The organism is Streptomyces sp. NPDC102406, from assembly GCF_044765725.1.
Classification (GTDB): Bacteria; Actinomycetota; Actinomycetes; order Streptomycetales; family Streptomycetaceae; genus Streptomyces.
Map to the genome: position 1 here is coordinate 140,698 of NZ_JBIWKP010000007.1, position 17,645 is coordinate 158,342.

Annotated in this window: 12 protein-coding genes; 4 read left to right on the forward strand and 8 right to left on the reverse strand. The window is 70.8% G+C overall.

Annotated features, from left to right (window positions below; all coding sequences use genetic code 11):
- The first annotated feature begins 66 nt into the window (after positions 1–66).
- Positions 67–930 carry an SAM-dependent methyltransferase gene (locus ACIRF8_RS26555; RefSeq protein WP_404218463.1) on the forward strand — a complete coding sequence of 288 codons (864 nt, stop codon included), beginning with the start codon at positions 67–69 and terminating at the stop codon, positions 928–930.
- A gap of 8 nt (positions 931–938) precedes the next feature.
- Here ACIRF8_RS26555 and ftsH read toward each other — a convergent pair whose 3' ends face one another.
- From ftsH to ACIRF8_RS26585, 6 genes are all read right to left on the reverse strand, one after another.
- On the reverse strand, positions 939–2,879 hold the full coding sequence (gene ftsH / locus ACIRF8_RS26560; protein ID WP_404218465.1) for an ATP-dependent zinc metalloprotease FtsH: 1,941 nt from the start codon (positions 2,877–2,879) through the stop codon (positions 939–941).
- A 174-nt stretch (positions 2,880–3,053) separates the two neighbouring features.
- Positions 3,054–4,610 carry a signal recognition particle protein gene (gene ffh, locus ACIRF8_RS26565; protein WP_404218467.1) on the reverse strand — a complete coding sequence of 519 codons (1,557 nt, stop codon included), beginning with the start codon at positions 4,608–4,610 and terminating at the stop codon, positions 3,054–3,056.
- Positions 4,611–4,737: 127 nt separating this feature from the next.
- A complete protein-coding gene (locus ACIRF8_RS26570; protein WP_404218778.1) occupies positions 4,738–7,242 on the reverse strand; it encodes a [protein-PII] uridylyltransferase in 2,505 nt (834 codons plus the stop codon).
- 39 nt (positions 7,243–7,281) lie between these two features.
- Positions 7,282–7,620, reverse strand: a complete 339-nt coding sequence (locus ACIRF8_RS26575) for a P-II family nitrogen regulator (protein ID WP_100595057.1) — start codon at positions 7,618–7,620, stop codon at positions 7,282–7,284.
- Positions 7,617–8,969: an ammonium transporter gene (locus tag ACIRF8_RS26580; RefSeq protein ID WP_404218469.1), complete on the reverse strand. Its 1,353-nt coding sequence runs from the start codon at positions 8,967–8,969 to the stop codon at positions 7,617–7,619. The genes ACIRF8_RS26575 and ACIRF8_RS26580 overlap by 4 nt, the downstream gene beginning before the upstream one ends.
- A 319-nt stretch (positions 8,970–9,288) precedes the next feature.
- Positions 9,289–10,770 (reverse strand): hypothetical protein, encoded by a 1,482-nt coding sequence (locus ACIRF8_RS26585; RefSeq protein WP_404218471.1) that lies wholly within the window; start codon positions 10,768–10,770, stop codon positions 9,289–9,291.
- Positions 10,771–11,251: 481 nt separating this feature from the next.
- On the opposite strand from ACIRF8_RS26585, the gene ACIRF8_RS26590 reads away from it, so the two are divergent.
- Positions 11,252–11,920 (forward strand): bifunctional DNA primase/polymerase, encoded by a 669-nt coding sequence (locus ACIRF8_RS26590; protein ID WP_404218473.1) that lies wholly within the window; start codon positions 11,252–11,254, stop codon positions 11,918–11,920.
- A 149-nt stretch (positions 11,921–12,069) separates the two neighbouring features.
- Here the strand turns inward: ACIRF8_RS26590 and ftsY are convergent, their stop codons facing one another.
- A complete protein-coding gene (ftsY, locus tag ACIRF8_RS26595) occupies positions 12,070–13,278 on the reverse strand; it encodes a signal recognition particle-docking protein FtsY (RefSeq protein ID WP_404218475.1) in 1,209 nt (402 codons plus the stop codon).
- A 206-nt stretch (positions 13,279–13,484) separates the two neighbouring features.
- On the opposite strand from ftsY, the gene ACIRF8_RS26600 reads away from it, so the two are divergent.
- Entirely contained in the window at positions 13,485–14,930 is a 1,446-nt protein-coding gene (locus ACIRF8_RS26600; RefSeq protein ID WP_404218477.1) for a cytosine permease, read from the forward strand.
- A gap of 63 nt (positions 14,931–14,993) precedes the next feature.
- On the forward strand, positions 14,994–15,992 hold the full coding sequence (locus ACIRF8_RS26605) for an LLM class flavin-dependent oxidoreductase (protein ID WP_404218479.1): 999 nt from the start codon (positions 14,994–14,996) through the stop codon (positions 15,990–15,992).
- A gap of 66 nt (positions 15,993–16,058) precedes the next feature.
- Here ACIRF8_RS26605 and ACIRF8_RS26610 read toward each other — a convergent pair whose 3' ends face one another.
- Positions 16,059–17,483 (reverse strand): sugar porter family MFS transporter, encoded by a 1,425-nt coding sequence (locus ACIRF8_RS26610; protein WP_404218482.1) that lies wholly within the window; start codon positions 17,481–17,483, stop codon positions 16,059–16,061.
- Positions 17,484–17,645 lie beyond the last annotated feature (162 nt).

Sequence of the window (17,645 nt, forward strand, 5' to 3'; positions counted from 1 at the left end):
GCGCGAACACGGTCGAAAACCACTGCGACAACTCTCGGCATCTCTCGGCGGATTGGGGCACTTTCGATGACACCTACGCTCGTGCGGCGACACCTTCCTCACGCGGCCCCCGTGCCGCGCGTGGACCTGTGCGCACGCGCGCGTGACTGGTCAGAGATCCAGGAGCGGATGCTGGTCCCTGTCTATGAAGCGGTGTACCAGCGGCTCGAGGTCGGCTCGGGCTCCCGGCTCCTCGGACTCGACTGCGGCACCGGACTCGCTCTGCTCATGGCGGCCTCGCGCGGCGCCGCCGTGACGGGCGTCGAAGCGACGCAACCCGAGCGTCTTGCGCTCGCCCGGGACCGGTTGCTGCCCGCTGCCGGGGACGAACGCGGTTCCCGGGCCGTCCGGCTGACGGACGGCGGCGATGACGGCATCGCGGTGGCCGGTGCCGACGGGCGCCCGTACAACGTGATCACGGCCTTCCAGCCGATCGGCTGCATGGCCGGGGACTCGGCCGGTCTGTCCGCGCTGCTGGAGAGCGCGGCGCCGCTGGCGGAGCGCGGCGCCCCCGTGGTGCTCGTCGGCTGGGGCCCGCCGGAGCGCTGCACCACCTCGTCCGTGCTGCGGGTGGCCAGGAAACTCGCCGACCCGCTGCGCAGTACGGGGAGTTGGCGGCCCGCGCTGCGGGACGACCTGGAGGAGGTGGCCCAGCGGGCGGGGCTGCGGCCCGACGGCTCGGGACGGGTGGCGTGCCCCTTCGGTTACGCCGACGCGGAGAGCGCGGTGCGGGGGCTGCTGTCCACCGGGCTGTTCGACGCGGCGGTGGAGGCGACGGACCCGGCGCAGGTCGACAAGGAGGTGACCGAGGCGTTGCAGCCCTATGTGCGCGCGGACGGCACCGTGTGGATGCCCAACGTCTTCCGGTACTTGATCGCCCGTATCAGGTGAGACGTGCGTCAGTCCTTGGCGAGGCGGGCGATGCCGGCGACCCTGTAGGCGTCCGCCTCTTCGAGGGTCTCGTTCTCCAGCAGGGCGGCGGCCAGCGCGTCGAGCCGGTCGCGGTTCTCGCGCAGCTTGTCGCACGCCTCCTCGTAGCACTCGTCCACGATGCGGCGCATCTCGCCGTCGATCGTGTCGAGGGTGTCGGGGGCCGCCGCGAGCCCGTACGCCTGCTGGGTGTCGTTGGGGAGGGCCGACAGGCGGCCGACCTTCTCGCTCATGCCCCAGCGGGCGACCATGCCGCGGGCGATGTTGGTGACCTGTTCGAGGTCGTTCTCCGCGCCTGTGGTGACGACCCCGTAGACGACCTGTTCGGCCGCCATGCCACCGAGTGCGCCGATGATGCGGCCCCGTAGGTACTCCTCCGTGTACGCGTACTTGTCGGCGTCCGGGGTGGACAGTGTCACGCCGAGGGCCCTGCCGCGCGGCACGATCGTGATCTTGCGGACGGGGTCGGCGCCGGGCCTGAGCATGCCCAGGAGGGCGTGGCCGCTCTCGTGGTAGGCGGTGCGGCGGCGTTCCTCGTCGGGCATCACCAGGGGCCGTTCGGCGCCGAGCTGGACCTTCTCCAGCGCTTCGGACAGGTCGCTCTGGGTGACCTGCTCCTGCTTGCGCTTGACGGCCAGGAGGGCGGCTTCGTTGGTGAGGTTGGCGAGTTCGGCGCCGGTCATGCCCGGGGTCGTCCGCGCGACCTGGGCGAGGTCGACGTCGGGGGCGAGCGGGATCTCCCGTGCGTGGATCTTGAGGATGGCCTCGCGGCCGCCTCGGTCGGGCGGCGAGACGTTGACCACGCGGTCGAAGCGGCCGGGCCGGGTGAGGGCGGGGTCGAGGACGTCGGCGCGGTTGGTGGCGGCGATGACGATGACGCCCTCGGAGCCGGTGAACCCGTCCATCTCGGTGAGGATCTGGTTCAGGGTCTGCTCGCGCTCGTCGTGGCCGCCCATGCCGCTGCCGCCCCCGCGCGCGCGGCCGATGGTGTCGATCTCGTCGATGAAGATGATGGACGGGGCGACCTTGCGCGCCTCGGCGAAGAGTTCCCGGACGCGGGAGGCGCCGACGCCGACGATCATCTCGATGAACTCCGAGGCGGAGGCGGAGAAGAACGGCACTCCGGCCTCGCCCGCCACCGCGCGCGCGAGCAGCGTCTTTCCGGTGCCGGGCGGGCCCGCGAGGAGGACACCGCGCGGCATCTTGGCGCCCATCCTGCGGTACGCGTCGGGGTTCTTGAGGAAGTCGACGACGTCGTTGAGTTCGCCCTCGACCTCGTCGATGCCGGCGACGTCCTCGAACGTGGTGCGCTTCTTGCCGGGTTCCAGCTCGACCGGTTTGGGCGGCTGCTTACGGCCGAGCATCCCGCCGGCGCCGCCCATCCCCTGGCTCATGCGCCGCGCGATGAAGATCCACAGGACGACCAGGAGCAGCATGGGGGCGAGCGAGATGAGCAGGTTGGAGAGGAAGCTGCGCTCCTGGACGACCGGTTCGGCCGTCACGACGACGTCGTGCTTCTCCAGGTTGGCCCAGAGGTCGTCGTCGGCGAAGGAGGGCCGCTGTGTCGTGAACTTCGTGTAGTTCTTGCTGCGGCTGTCGCTCTCGTCCGGGGTGGGCTGCTCCTTCTTGAGCTGTCCCTGGATCGCGTCGCCCTTGGCGTAGATCTTGGTGACGTTGTCGTCGGCGACCTGTTTGCTGAACTCGGTGTACGAGATCGTCGGCTCGTCGCCCTGATTGAAGAACGACAGCACCAGGTTGGCGATGAGGTAGACGACCAGGGCTGTCAGGACGAGTCCGCCCCAGCCTCCGGGCATCTTCCGCTTGGGTGTCTGCTGAGGGGGCGGTGGCGGCGCGCCCTCGGAGCGCCAGGGCTGGTCGGTCCGGTCGCGCGGGGGTACGGGGTTCGCCACGCCTGTTCTCCTCCTGCGCGCTGCCGCCGCCGTCCATGGGCCTTGGGCCCATGACCGCACAGATCCCGTCCTCCCGCCAGTTCGGGGTTCTCCCGGTGGGCCGCATGCGTGAGGGGCGCCCGCACCGGCGAGCGCCCCTCGTACTTCTGGCCGGTGGGTCACCGGCTCATGGCATCAGCCCATGAACTTCTTGAACTCGTCGGGCAGTTCGAAGTTCTTGCCGCCCTGGTCGGCACCGGGCAGGCCGAGCGCGCCGCCCGCCTCCGCGGCGGCGGCCCGCCTGGCGGCCTCCTCCTGCTCCTGCTGCTTGCGCTTCATCGGGTTGCCGGAGCGCTGCTTGCCCTTGGCCTTCTTCGCCTGCTTCTTCTGCCGGCCGGGGCCGCCACCCATCCCGGGGATGCCCGGCATCCCGGGCATGCCGCCGCCCTGGGCCATGCGGGACATCATCTTGCGGGCCTCGAAGAACCGCTCGACGAGGTTCTTGACCGCGCTGACCTCGACACCGGAACCCTTGGCGATACGGGCGCGGCGCGAGCCGTTGATGATCGTGGCGTCGGCGCGCTCGGCCGGGGTCATCGACTTGATGATGGCGGCGGTGCGGTCGACGTCGCGCTCGTCGAGGTTGGCGATCTGGTCCTTCATCTGGGCCATGCCCGGCAGCATGCCGAGCAGCTTGGAGATGGAGCCCATCTTCCTGACCTGCTCCATCTGCGCCAGGAAGTCGTCGAGCGTGAAGTCCTGGCCCTTCTTGGAGGCCAGCTTCGAGGCCATCTTCTCGGCCTCTTGCTGCGAGAAGGTCTGCTCGGCCTTCTCGATCAGCGTGAGCATGTCGCCCATGCCGAGGATGCGGGACGCCATGCGGTCCGGGTGGAACGCGTCGAAGTCGTCCAGCTTCTCGCCGTTGGAGGCGAACATGATCTGGCGGCCGGTGACGTGCGCGATCGACAGCGCCGCACCACCGCGCGCGTCACCGTCGAGCTTCGACAGGACGACGCCGTCGAAGCCGACGCCGTCGCGGAACGCCTCGGCGGTGTTGACCGCGTCCTGACCGATCATCGCGTCGACGACGAACAGGACCTCGTCCGGCGAGACGGCGTCGCGGATGTCCGCGGCCTGCCGCATGAGTTCCTGGTCGATGCCCAGGCGGCCGGCGGTGTCGACGATGACGACGTCGAAGACCTTGGACTTCGCGTACTCGATGGAGTCCTTGGCGACCTTGACCGGGTCGCCCACCCCGTTGCCCGGCTCGGGGGCGTAGATGCCGACGCCGGCGCGCTCGGCGACGACGCTGAGCTGGTTCACCGCGTTGGGGCGCTGGAGGTCGCAGGCGACGAGCAGCGGCGAGTGGCCCTGGGACTTGAGCCAGTGGCCGAGCTTGCCCGCGAGGGTCGTCTTACCGGCACCCTGAAGACCGGCGAGCATGATCACGGTCGGCGCGGTCTTGGCGAAGCGCAGGCGCCGGGTCTCGCCGCCGAGGATGCCGATGAGCTCCTCGTTGACGATCTTGATGACCTGCTGGGCGGGATTGAGCGCCTGGGAGACCTCGGCGCCTGCCGCGCGCTCCTTGACCTGCTTGATGAAGGCGCGGACGACCGGCAGGGCCACGTCGGCTTCCAGCAGGGCGATCCGGATCTCGCGCGCCGTGGCGTCGATGTCCGCCTCGCTGAGGCGACCCTTGCCGCGGAGATTCTTGAATGTCGCTGCGAGGCGATCGGAAAGAGTGTCGAACACGGCGGTCGCGAATCCTCGGGTCGGGTGGCTCTACGGACGGGTGGCCTTCCAGGGTATCGGTCGCGGCCGAATGGGTCAGCGCCCCGTCGGGGGCGCCGGGTGTCCGGCCGCGACGGACCCCTTCCCGTCAGACGTCCGAGGGGCTCGTCTGGAGGGCCTTCTCCACCGACCGCGCCACCGACACCGCCTCCTCCGCGGGCAGGAGCGCTCCCTTGTCGCCGGTGACGTAGAAGGCGTCCACGGCGTTGGCGCCCAGCGTGGAGACGTGTGCGGAGCGCACCCGTACGTCGGAGGCCTCAAGGGCCCGCCCGATCCGGTGCAGCAGCCCGGGGGCGTCCTGGGCCCGTACCTCGATGACGGTCGCGAGGCGGGAGTCGGCCGAGGCGACGGTGACCCGGGGCGGTGGCGCCACCACGCCGCGGCGCCGCGGGTAGGCCGCGTCCCGCTCGGCGAGCCGCGCCGCGATGTCGAGCGACCCGTCGAGGGCCCGTACGAGGTCGGCGCGGAGCCGGGCGGCCTGGGGCAGGGAGCCGTACTCGGCGGAGACCCGCCAGTTCAGCAGCAGGACCGAGCGTCCGTCCCGGCCGCCGGGGCGGGCGCCCTGGCCCCAGGCGTCGGGCAGCGTCAGGGAGCGCAGCTCCGCCGTGCGCACGGCCAGGCGGTGCATCGCGAGGACCCCGGCCACCGCGGGGAGCACCCCGGGCTGGTCCGGCACCGCGATCAGCAGTTCGACGCCCAGCGGCTCGGGCCCGGCGATCTCGGAGGCGTCCTCCGCCCCGGGCACCGCCTCCGTCTGCGCGCGCAGCGAGAGCACGGGGCCGCCCGTGCGGAACGCCTCGACGGCGAGCCGCTCCTGCTCGGCGGTGGGCTCGGCCGCGTCGGGCGCGTCGGGGTCGGCGGGATCGTCGCCCGCGAGGACCGCGGAGACCCGCTTGGCCAGGTCGGCGACGAGCGATCCGCGCCAGGTCGACCACGCGGCGGGGCCGGTGGCCAGTGCGTCCGCCTCCGTCAGGGCGTGCAGCAGTTCCAGCGTGCCCTGTGAGCCGACCGCGTCGGCGACGGCCCGTACGGTCGCCGGGTCCTCCAGATCGCGCCGGGTGGCGGTCTCGATGAGCAGCAGGTGGTGGCGGACGAGGCAGGCGAGCACGGCGACGTCGGCCCGGTCGAAGCCGATCCGGGCCGCGACGTCCCGCGCGATGACCTCACCGGCGACGGAGTGGTCGCCGGGCCAGCCCTTGCCGATGTCGTGCAGGAGGGCCGCCACCAGCAGCAGGTCGGGCCGGCCGACGCGCCGGGTCAGCTCGGAGGCGCGCACGGCGGTCTCGACGAGGTGGCGGTCGACGGTCCAGGTGTGGACGGCGTTGCGCTGCGGGCGGCACCTGACCCGCTCCCAGTCCGGCAGCAGGCGCGTGATCAGCCCTTCGGCCTCCAGCGCTTCCCACACCTCGACAGTCGTGCGGCCCGCGCCGAGCAGCGTCACGAGCTGTTCGCGTGCCTCGGCGGGCCAGGGCGTGGGGAGCGGCCGGGCTGCCGCGGCCATCCTGCGGACCGCGTGCAGCGACAGGGGGAGGCCGGCCTGGGCCGCGGCGGCGGCGGCGCGCAGCGGCAGCACCGGGTCCCGTTCGGGCCGGGCCGCCCGCGCGAGGACGACCTCTCCGTCCATCTCGACGACGCCCTCGGCGAGCGGCGAGCGTTCCACGGGCGCGGACTTGCCGCCCAGCATGGCGCGCAGCCGGGGGCGTACGGAGCGGGACTTGAGGACCCGGCCCACCTCGCGCCAGGTCACGTCGCTCGCGTAGGAGATGGTGCGGGCCGCTTCGTAGACCTGTCGCAGCAGCGTGTCGGCGTCCAGCAGGCCGAGTTCGGCGGCGACCTGGTCCTGTTCCTGGAGGGCGAGCCGGTCGGTGGCGCGGCCGGTCGCCAGGTGCAGCGCGTCGCGTACGTCGAGGAGGCGGCGGCGGGCGTCGGCGAGGCCTTCGCGCGGGGCGTCGGCCAGCCAGGAGGCGGCGACGGCGCGCAGGGCGGTGGCGTCCCGCAGGCCGCCGCGCGCTTCCTTGAGGTCGGGTTCGAGGAGGTACTGGAGTTCGCCCTGGCGCGCGGCTCGTTCCTCGCACAGCTCGCGCAGTTCCGGCAGGCGCTTGGGTGCCTGGTTGCGCCAGTCCGCGAGGACGGCGGTGCGCAGCCCCGCGGTGAGGCCGAGGTCGCCCGCGAGGTGGCGGGCGTCGAGCAGCCCGAGGTGCACCTTGAGGTCGTCGCCCGCGGTCTTCCGTGCTTCGGCGGGGGTGCGCACGGAGTGGTCGAGGGCGAGGCCGAGGTCCCAGACGGGGTACCAGATGCGGTCGGCGAGGGCGGCGACCGCGGCGGGGTCGGCGGTGCCGTCGTGCAGGAGCAGCAGGTCGAGGTCGCTGCGCGGGGAGAGTTCACCCCGTCCGTAGCCGCCGACGGCGACCAGGGAGACGCCAGGGCCCGGCGTTCCGGCGCCGAACAGGTCGGCGAGCCAGTCGTCGGTGAGTTCGGCGAGGGCGGAACGGCGCGGCGGCCCGGACCGCGCCTCGTCCTGGAGGAGGCGCAGCCGGGCCGCCGCGTAGCCGCTGGGTTTGTCGTCCGTTGCTTCGGTCTGTCCGTCGTTCACACTCGTCACCCAGCGACTCCCGTCCGTCGGTCGAATCGGTTACAGCGCGTCCGGGCCGCGCTCGCCGGTCCTGACCCGCACGGCTGTCTCGACGGGGACCGCCCAGACCTTGCCGTCGCCGATCTTGCCGGTTCGTGCGGCCTTGACGACGACGTCGATCAACTGCTCGGCGTCGTCGTCCTCGACCAGCACCTCGATACGGATCTTCGGCACCAGGTCGACGGTGTACTCCGCTCCACGGTAGACCTCGGTGTGGCCGCGCTGACGGCCGTAGCCGCTGGCCTCCGTCACGGTCAGGCCCTGGATGCCGAAGGCCTGGAGGGCCTCCTTGATCTCGTCGAGGCGGTGCGGCTTGACGACCGCGGTGATGAGCTTCATGCGTCAACCTTCTTCGTGTCCTGAGCAGCCGTGGGGGCCGGGGCGGGTACGGCCGTGCGGGCCGCGGTGCCACCGCCCGCGCCGCTGAAGTCGTACGCGGTCTCGGCGTGCTCGGCCTGGTCGATGCCGGCGACCTCGACGTCCTCGCTGACCCGCATGCCCATCGTCTTGTCGATGACGAAGGCGAGGAGCGCGGAGGCGATGAGCGAGTAGGCGAGGACGCCGCCGACGCCGGCGCACTGCTTCCAGAACTGGGTGAGGCCGCCGCCGTAGAAGAGACCGGCCACGTCGGACTGGCCGCCGCCGGTGGCGAAGAAGCCGATGAGCAGGGAGCCGGCGATGCCGCCGACGAGGTGGACGCCGACGACGTCGAGGGAGTCGTCGTAGCCGAGCTTGTACTTGAGGCCCACGGCCATGGCGCACAGCACACCGGCGATGGCGCCGACGGCGATCGCGCCGAGCGGCGAGACGGCACCGCCGGAGGGGGTGATGGCGACGAGACCGGCGACCGCGCCGGAGGCGGCGCCCAGCGAGGTGAACGCGCCGTGGCGCAGCTTCTCGTAGGCGAGCCAGGCGAGCATGGCGGCGGCGGTGGCGACCTGGGTGTTGACGAACATCAGGGCGCCGACGCCGTCGTCGTTGCCGAGCCAGGAGCCGGCGTTGAACCCGAACCAGCCGAACCACAGCAGACCGGCGCCGAGCATCGTCCACGGCAGTGAGTGCGGCCGCATCGGGTCCTTCTTGAAGCCCGCCCGCTTGCCGATGACGAGGATGACGCCGAGCGCGGCGGCACCGGCGTTGATGTGCACGGCCGTACCGCCGGCGAAGTCGATCACGCCGAGGTCGAAGGCCCAGCCGCCGGTCCCCCAGACCCAGTGCGCGACCGGGAAGTAGACGATCGTGGCCCACAGGGTGATGAACAGGGCCCACGCGGTGAACTTGACGCGGTCCGCGAGGGCGCCGCTGATCAGCGCGGGCGTGATGATGGCGAACATGAGCTGGAAGACGGCGAAGACGTAGACCGGGACGGTGTAGCCGTCCCAGAGCTGGGTCAGGCCGATCCCGCTGAGACCGACGAAGTCACCGTCCCAGCCGATCAGCGACCCCTTGTCGGTGCCGAACGCGAAGGAGAAGCCGTACAGCACCCACAGGATCGTGACGATCCCGAGGCTGATGAAGCTCATCATCAGCATGTTCAGGGTGCTCTTGACGCGGACCATGCCTCCGTAGAAGAAGGCCAGGCCCGGCGTCATGAGCATCACCAGGGCGGAACAGATCAGCATGAAGCCTGTGTTCGCGGCAGAGAGCTTGGGTGCTTCTGCGGCGAGCGTGATGGCGGCTGGTGCCATCGGCGTCTCCTCGTCATTGGTACGGCCCCGTGCGGGCGAAGCCTGATGCGGTCATGAGGGGTGGGCCGGTTATGCGCCAGAACATTGGCGCAGCGCGGTTTCCGTGGGGGCCCCTCGATGTTTCGCCGCAGTGACGAAGAGGTCCTGGGTGTTACGCGTGGATGACGTGCCGGATGGCGGCGGCGTCCGATCGCTGTCGTGACGCGACCGGACGCCGCTACGAGGACCGGCCACGGCCCACCGTCCTCGTTGACCTGGCGTAGGGGAGCCGAGTCGGGCTGTTGAGGGACGGTCGGCCGTGGCCGGTGCTTGTGGGGTGTCAGACCGCCGCTTCCACGGTCTCGGGCAGGTGGACGGCGAGCTGCTCGGTGAGCTGGATGACGTCGGCGACGTCGCCGAATTCGCGTACGGCGGTGTCCACCGTCTTGCGGATACGGGTGTTGACCCGCTCGGAGCGCACCTTCCTGGCGATGCCGAGCGCCTGCTCCGCCATGACGGTGGCCTGCTCGGGCTCCTTCTGGATCAGGTGCACCGTGGCCATGCCGATCAGGTTCAGTGCGTACGAACGCTGGTGCTCGGCGTCCTTGCCGAACAGCTCGACGGCCCTGCGCATCAACGGCTCCGCCATCGAGGCGTACGTGGGGCTGCGACCGGCCACGTAGGCGAGGTCGCGGAAGGAGTGGCTGTTCTCCCCGTGCAGTTCGGCCTCGGAGAAGAAGCGGATCCAGTCGGGGTCCGGGTCGTCCCAGTCGTCGGCGTCGGAGAAGGTGTCCTCGGCCATCCGCACGGCGCGCTTGCACTTGCCGGGCTGGCCCATGTTGGCGTAGGCGCGGGCCTCCATCGCATACAGCATGGCCTGGGTGCGCGGGCTCGCGCAGTCGCGGCTGCCGTACTGGGCGAGGTGGATGAGTTCCAGGGCGTCCTCGGGGCGGCCGAGGTGGATCATCTGACGGCTCATGCTGCTCAGGACGTAGGAGCCGAGCGGCTTGTCGCCCGCTTCCTTGGCGGCGTGCAGGGCGAGCACGAAGTACTTCTGCGCGGTGGGTTGCAGGCCCACGTCGTAGCTCATCCAGCCCGCCAGCTCGGCCAGTTCGGCCGCGACCTTGAACAGGCGCTTCGTCGTGGCCTCGGGCTGCGGCTCCTGGAGGAGGTCGGTGACCTCGTGGAGTTGTCCTACGACCGCCTTGCGGCGCAGACCGCCGCCGCACTGGGCGTCCCACTGGCGGAACATGACGGTGGTGGACTCCAGCAGGTCGAGCTCCGGCCTGGAGAGGCGGTTCCCGCGGCGATGGGCGGCGGACTCGGGCTCGGACCCGGGCGCCGCGCCGCCGGGGCCCGGTACCAACCAGCGCTGCATGGGCTCGATGAGGGAGGGCCCGGCGGCGAGCGCGAGCGAGCTGCCGAGGAAGCCGCGGCGCGCGAGCATCAGGTCGCTGCGCGAGAACTCGCCGATCAGCGCGACCGTCTGCGGTCCCGTCCAGGGCAGGTCGACACCGGACACGGAGGGCGCCTGGTGCGCGGCGCGCAGCCCTAGGTCCTCCACGGCGACGACGCAGCCGAACCGCTCGGAGAACAGCTCGCTGAGGATGCGCGGGATCGGCTCGCGCGGGTTCTCCCCGTCGAGCCAGCGCCGCACCCGCGAGGTGTCGGTGGAGATGTGGTTCGCACCCAACTGCCGTGCCCTGCGGTTCACTTGGCGCGCCAGCTCGCCCTTCGACCAGCCACTGCGCCCGAACCACGAGCCGAGCAGTTCGTTCGGGCGCTTCTCAGCGTTCGTCACGCTTCCGCCGCTGCCGCCCACTGGAACGCCCCCATCCCTCAAGATCCCTCGACCCGCCCAAGACGCTCGACGCCACCGGCGCCACGTTCTGTCGGCCGCTCTTGTCCGCAAGCCCTATCAGAATGCCGTCAACTACGGACCCGCGTCCGGCAGTTGTCACCCCTCGAACAGGGAACCGACTTGCCTGCGGCATACCCACGAGTGCACTTACTCCAGCGGTCCGTGTACTGAAAGTAATCCTACGATCACCCCTCCGGCGAGGGCGAACCTGGAAACGCCACCATTCGCCACCCCTTCGAATGAACTCAGGGGCCCCCACACGCGATTCACTTGACATAGGACAGCCGGAAGTAGGCGAAGCGGTGCGCGCCGGGGCGCGTGACGCCGCGCGCACCACCCCCCACGCGATGCGGCGCCGCCGCTGTCGAGGGGAACGAGCACACTGGGTCACGATCCGATTCCGTCGCGTGACCACCGGCGCGCAGGACCCGTTGGAGGGGGCATGGGCTTCACGATCGGCGGCATTCGCGAGATCCGTTCCGGGACACGTCGCCGGGGCCGCACCACAGGGCGGGCTTCGGACTGCACCACGGTGGCGGAGTTCACCGGCCTGTGGGGCTGGGACGTGGTGCCCGGCGCGCGTGCCGCGGGACCGGAGTGCTCCTGCGGCAAGGCGGACTGCCCGGCGCCCGGTGCCCACCCTCTCGACCCGGCGGCGGTGGTACCCGCGGGCGCCACGCTCGACGAGGTGACCGAGGCCTGGGGCCGGTTCCCCGGCGCCTCCGTGCTGCTCCCGGTCGGCCGCGCCTTCGACATCATCTCCGTCCCGGAGCCGGCGGGCCGTCGCGCCCTGATCCGGCTGGAGCGGATGGGCCTGCCGCTCGGCCCGGTGATCGCCACCCCCGAGGGCCGCGCCCACTTCTTCGTGGCTCCTGGCGCCGCGGTGCAGCTCCCCACCCTGCTCTACCGCACGGGCTGGGACGACGCGACCCTGGACCTGCACGCGCTCGGCCCGGGCTCGTACGTCACGGCCCCGCCCTCCGACCGCGCGGGGCTCGGCCCGGCCATCTGGCTGCGCGCGCCCGCCCTGGACACGGCGACGCAGCCGCCGCAGGCGCGGCTGCTGCTGGGGACCCTGGCCTACGTCGCCCACCGCTCGCCCTGCGCGTAGCCCCACAGGGACCGCACACAAAAGATGCGGGGAGTCTTCGAGCCGGTTCGACCGGCTTCGAGACTCCCCGCACCTTCTTCGCGCCCGAGCGCCCGAGCGCCCGAGCGCCCGAGCGCTCAGCCACCCAGGCGCCCGCGCGTGAGGACCGGCTACTCCCCGATCAGCGCGTCGACGAACGCCTCGGGCTCGAACGGCGCCAGATCGTCCGGCCCCTCGCCGAGACCGATCAGCTTCACCGGCACGCCCAGCTCACGCTGTACGGCCACGACGATGCCGCCCTTGGCCGTACCGTCCAGCTTGGTCAGCACGATGCCGGTGATGTCGACGACCTCGGCGAACACGCGGGCCTGGACCAGCCCGTTCTGCCCCGTCGTCGCGTCGAGCACCAGCAGGACCTCGTCGAGCGGCGCGTGCTTCTCCACGACGCGCTTGACCTTGCCGAGCTCGTCCATCAGGCCGGTCTTGGTGTGCAGCCGGCCCGCGGTGTCGATGAGCACGACGTCCGCACCCGCCGCGATGCCCTCCTTGACGGCGTCGAAGGCGATCGACGCCGGGTCGCCGCCCTCGGGCCCGCGCACGGTACGGGCGCCGACCCGCTCGCCCCACGTCTGCAACTGGTCGGCGGCGGCGGCGCGGAAGGTGTCCGCGGCGCCGAGCAGGACGTTCTTGCCGTCGGCGACGAGCACGCGCGCGAGCTTGCCGGTCGTGGTGGTCTTGCCGGTGCCGTTGACCCCGACGACCATCACGATGCCCGGCGTCTGGCCGCCGGCGACCCCCTCCGTCTTCACGGTGCGGTCGAACTCGGGGACGAGCAGCGCGAGAAGCTCCTCGCGCAGCAGGGCGCGCAGCTCCTCCGGGGTGCGTGTGCCGAGCACCCGTACGCGCTCGCGCAGCCGCTCGACCAGCTCCTGGGTGGGCTGCACGCCGACATCGGCGGTGAGCAGCGTGTCCTCGATCTCCTCCCAGGTGTCCTCGTCGAGGTGCTCGCGGGACAGAAGCGTGAGCAGCCCCTTGCCGAGCGCGTTCTGCGACCGGGACAGCCGGGTGCGCAGCCGCACCAGGCGGCCGGCGGTCGGCTCCGGCACCTCGACCTCGGGGGCCGCGGGCGCCGGCGGCTCCTCTTCGGTGACCGGTTCGGCGACCGGGAGGTCGACCTCCTCGATCGTGCGCCGCGCTTCGTCGCGCGGCGTCTCGGCCTCGTCGCCGACGTGCGGCTCGGTGGGCGGGGCGGCGGTGATGTCGGGCGCCGAGGGCAGCGGGGGCGGCAACTGCTTCTTCTTGCGGCTGCCGACCACGAGCCCGCCGAGCGCGCCGATCACGACCACGGCGATGACTACAGCAAGGATGACGATGTCCATAACGCGTCCAGTATCAGTCATGAGGCTCCGCCGGGGCCGCTCCTGTGCCTTCCTCCAAAGGACAAAGGTCTCCAGAAGGCATTACTCGGACTAAACTACGATGGTAGAGGTCGCATCAACGCGCGTAGAGTCCATCGCAATCTCCCCACCCCACACGCGATCCCTCCTCCCCCGCCCCACCCCACAGAGGCACGGAACCCCACCGCATGAGCAAGACCGCCGAATCCGAAGGCGCCCTGGAGACGCGCGGCATCGAGCCCGTCCCCGACGCGGAGCGCACCGCCAAGACCCGCGAGCTGTTCCCGACGTGGGTCGCGGCCAACATCAGCGTGCTGCTGCTCACGATGGGCGCGAGCCTCGTCGTGGCGTACAAACTCAACTTCTGGCAGGCCGTCGTCGTCGCGATCGCGGCGCCCGTCGTGTCGTACGGGCTGGTCGGCCTCATCGGCATCGCGGGCAAACGCGGCGGCGCCCCCGGCATGGCGCTGTCCCGCGCGGTCTTCGGCCAGCGCGGCAATCTGCTGCCCGGCTCGCTGATCTGGGTGGCGCGCTGGGGCTGGGAGACGATCAACGCGGTGACGGGCGCGTACGCCGTGCTCACCGTCCTGGACATCCTGTTCGGGATCAAGCAGAACGACGTCCTGGTCATCGTCACGCTGCTGGTCTTCGTGGTCGCCACGTTCGCGATCTCGGGCCTCGGCATCAATGCCGTGCAGAAGTGCAACAAGTACGCGACCTACCTCTTCGGCCTCTTCACCGCCCTGGTGCTGGTCTTCCTCATCGTCGACACCGACTGGTCGGAGGTCTTCGACCGGCCCGCGGGTCAGACGTCCCTGATGGTGGCGGGCATCGGACTGATCGCCGCCGGTGGTGTGAGCTGGATCCCGGCCTCGCCCGACTTCACCCGCTACCTGCCGCGCACCGCCTCCTCCAAGGCGATCGTCCGCAACTCGATCGGCGGCGCCGGCATCGTCGTACTCCCCATGGTCCTGATGGGTGCCGTCATGGCGGTGTCCACGCCGGACCTGGCGTCGGCCGCCGACCCGGTCTCCTTCCTCGGCGAGATCCTGCCCATGTGGATCGCGGTGCCGTATCTGCTGATCGCCCTGGTCGGCATGTTGCTGATCAACGCCATGTCGATGTACTCGGCGGGCTTCACGGCGCAGACGCTCGGCTTCAAGGTCCCGCGCCACTGGGCCGTCTCGGTGAACGCGCTGATCTCGCTGGTCTTCGGCGGTGTCCTGATGCTGGTGGCGACGAGCTTCATGGGGTCGTTCATCGCCTTCCTCTCGCTCCTCGCCGTCGCCTTCTCGGCCTGGGTCGGCGTCTTCGGCGCGGACATGTTCACGCGCAAGCACTACGACGGCGCCGCCCTGCTCGACACCGGCCGCACCAGCGCGTACTGGTACAAGGGCGGCTTCTCCCCCGCGGCCGTCGCCGCCTGGGCCGTCGGCCTCGTCGCGGGGCTGCTGTTCACGTCGTCGGACTGGTTCACCGGGCCGCTCGCCACGAACAACTTCCTCGGCCGCTACGGCCTCGGCTGGGTCGTCACCATCGTCGTCTCGGGCCTGCTGTACCTGGCTCTGCCCAAGCCCGCCGACACCACCACGGCTGCGGACGAGAGCGAGAAGGCCGCCGCCCTGGCTGTCTGACGCCTCGTCAGCTACCGTCCCCCTTCACACGAGCCCGAGCCCGCGTGAAGGGGGACTTTTTCGATGCCCGTCTCCGTCGTACGGTTCAATCTGGTCGACCCGGCCGGTACCCCCGAGTCGCTGAGCGCCCGCTACCGGGCGGCGGTGGAGATGGCGGCGTACGCCGATGAGCGGGGCGTCGACACGGTGCAGACCGAGGAGCACCACGGGGCCGACAACAACTGGCTGCCCTCGCCGTTCACCTTCGCGGGCGCCGTCTTCGGGGCCACGCACCGCATCGCGGTCACCGTCTCCGCGATCATCGGCCCGCTGCACGATCCGCTCCGCCTCGCCGAGGACATCGCCGTACTGGATCTGCTCAGTGGCGGCCGGCTGGTGACCGTGGCCGGGATCGGTTACCGGCCACAGGAGTACGCGCAGTTCGACGTGGAGTGGAAGCGGCGCGGCAAGCTCCAGGACGAGCTGCTCGAAACGCTGCTCGCTGCCTGGTCGGGCGAGGAGTTCACCTTCCGCGGGCGTCAGGTGCGGGTCACTCCGCGCCCGCTCACCCAGCCGCATCCGCTGCTCCTGGTCGGTGGTTCCTCGCGGGCGGCGGCGCGCCGGGCGGCCCGGCTCGGACTGCCGTTCTTCCCGAGCGCGCATCTGCCGGACCTCGACCTGTACTACAAGGAGCGGCTCGCCGAGTACGGCACCGAGGGCTGGACCATGATGCCCGCGCGGACCACGCCGCTGCTGCACCTGTCCGAGGACCCCGACCGCGCCTGGGCCGCGTACGGGAAGCACTTCCTGCACGAGGCGCGGACCTACGCCTCCTGGCAGTCCGCGGACATCCGGTCCGCCGTGAAGTCGGCGGCGACGACGGTGGACGAGCTGCGCGCCGAGGGCGTCTACCGCATCCTCACGCCCGACGCGTGCCTGGCTCTGGGCCTCGACTCCTACGTCCTGCACCCGCTGTCGGGCGGTATGCCCATCGAGGAGGGGTGGCGCGGTCTGCGCCTGTTCTGCGAAAACGTACTGCCCCGGCTCAAGGACCTGTCACAGGTCGGTGAGCCGGGGCAGTGACGTGAACGGGGAGATGGCAGCGGGGACTTGATCCATCTCCCCGGGTCTCGCGGGGAGGGGCCGGGGTCAGCCCATCTCCTCCAGGGCCTTGCCCTTGGTCTCCTTCACGAACTTCATGACGAACGGGATGGAGATCGCGGCGAAGGCGCCGTAGATGATGTACGAGCCGGTCAGGCTCCACTCCGACATGCTCGGGAAGGTCTTGGTGATGGCGAAGTTGGCCAGCCACTGGGCCGAGGCCGCCACACCGAGCGCCGCGGCGCGGATCCGGTTGGGGAAGATCTCGCCGAGCAGCACCCAGACCACCACGCCCCAGGACAGGGCGAAGAAGAGCACGAAGGCGTTGGCGGCGATGATCGCGGTCAGGCCCTGCGCGTTCGGCAGGGAGACGTTGTCACCGGTGCCGGTCCGGTAGGAGAAGGCCCAGGCGCAGGTGAACAGGGCGAGCGCCATACCGGTGGAGCCGATGATCGCGAGCGGCTTGCGGCCGATGCGGTCGACGAAGACCATCGCGATGACCGTACCGATGATGTTCACGATCGACGTCTCGAACGAGTACAGGAACGAGCTGGAGGGGTCCTTGCCGATGGACTGCCAGAGCTGGTTCGAGTAGTAGAAGATGACGTTGATGCCGACGAGCTGCTGGAAGATCGACAGGAAGATGCCGATCCAGACGATCGGCAGGAAGCCGAACTTGCCACCGAGCAGGTCCTTGAAGGACGACTTGTCCTCGCGGTGCATACCCACTTCGATCTCGTGGATACGGGCGTCGACGTCGACGCCGTCGCCCTCCACCTCGCTGAGGACCTTCGCGGCCTGGTCCTTGCGTCCGACGGAGATCAGGAAGCGGGGCGACTCGGGGATCGCGAAGGAGAGCAGGCCGTAGAGCAGGGCCGGGATGACCATGACGCCGAGCATCCACTGCCAGGCTTCGAGGCCGCCGAGCTTTCCGCGCTGGTCGCCGTCGGCCATGTTGAGGATGCCCCAGTTGACGAGCTGGGAGATCGCGATGCCGATGACGATGGCGGCCTGCTGGAACGAGGCGAGCCGGCCGCGGTACGCGGGCGGGGCCACCTCGGCGATGTAGGCCGGGCCGATCACCGACGCCATGCCGATGCCGAGGCCGCCGATGACACGCCACATCGTCAGGTCCCAGGCCGCGAACGGCAGGGAGGAGCCGATGGCGCTGATCGCGAAGAGGAAGGCGGCGATCTGCATACAGCGGATACGACCGATGCGGTCGGCGATCCGTCCGGCGATGGCGGCACCGACGGCGCAGCCGAGCAGCGCGGACGCGATGATCCAGCCCAGGGTGTCGGCGCTGACATCGAACTTGTGCTGGATGGCGACGGTCGCGCCGTTGATCACGGAGCTGTCGTAGCCGAACAGGAAACCGCCCATCGCGGCTGCCGCCGTGATGAAGATGACGTGCCCGAGATGATCGGGCTGGGCGTTCCTGGCTCCTGACGAAGGTGCCTCAGTGCTGGTCACGTGTACTCCTCGGGCCACCGGCCTCGCTGCCGGGGGTGGGGGCGAGCCCTTCCAGTGGCGCACAACTGCACGCCGCCCACCACCTGAAGGTAAAAGCAACGTTGCAGAGACTATGCCTTCAAGTAACGAAGTCAAGACTTCGATCGATGTGAGTTTTCAGGC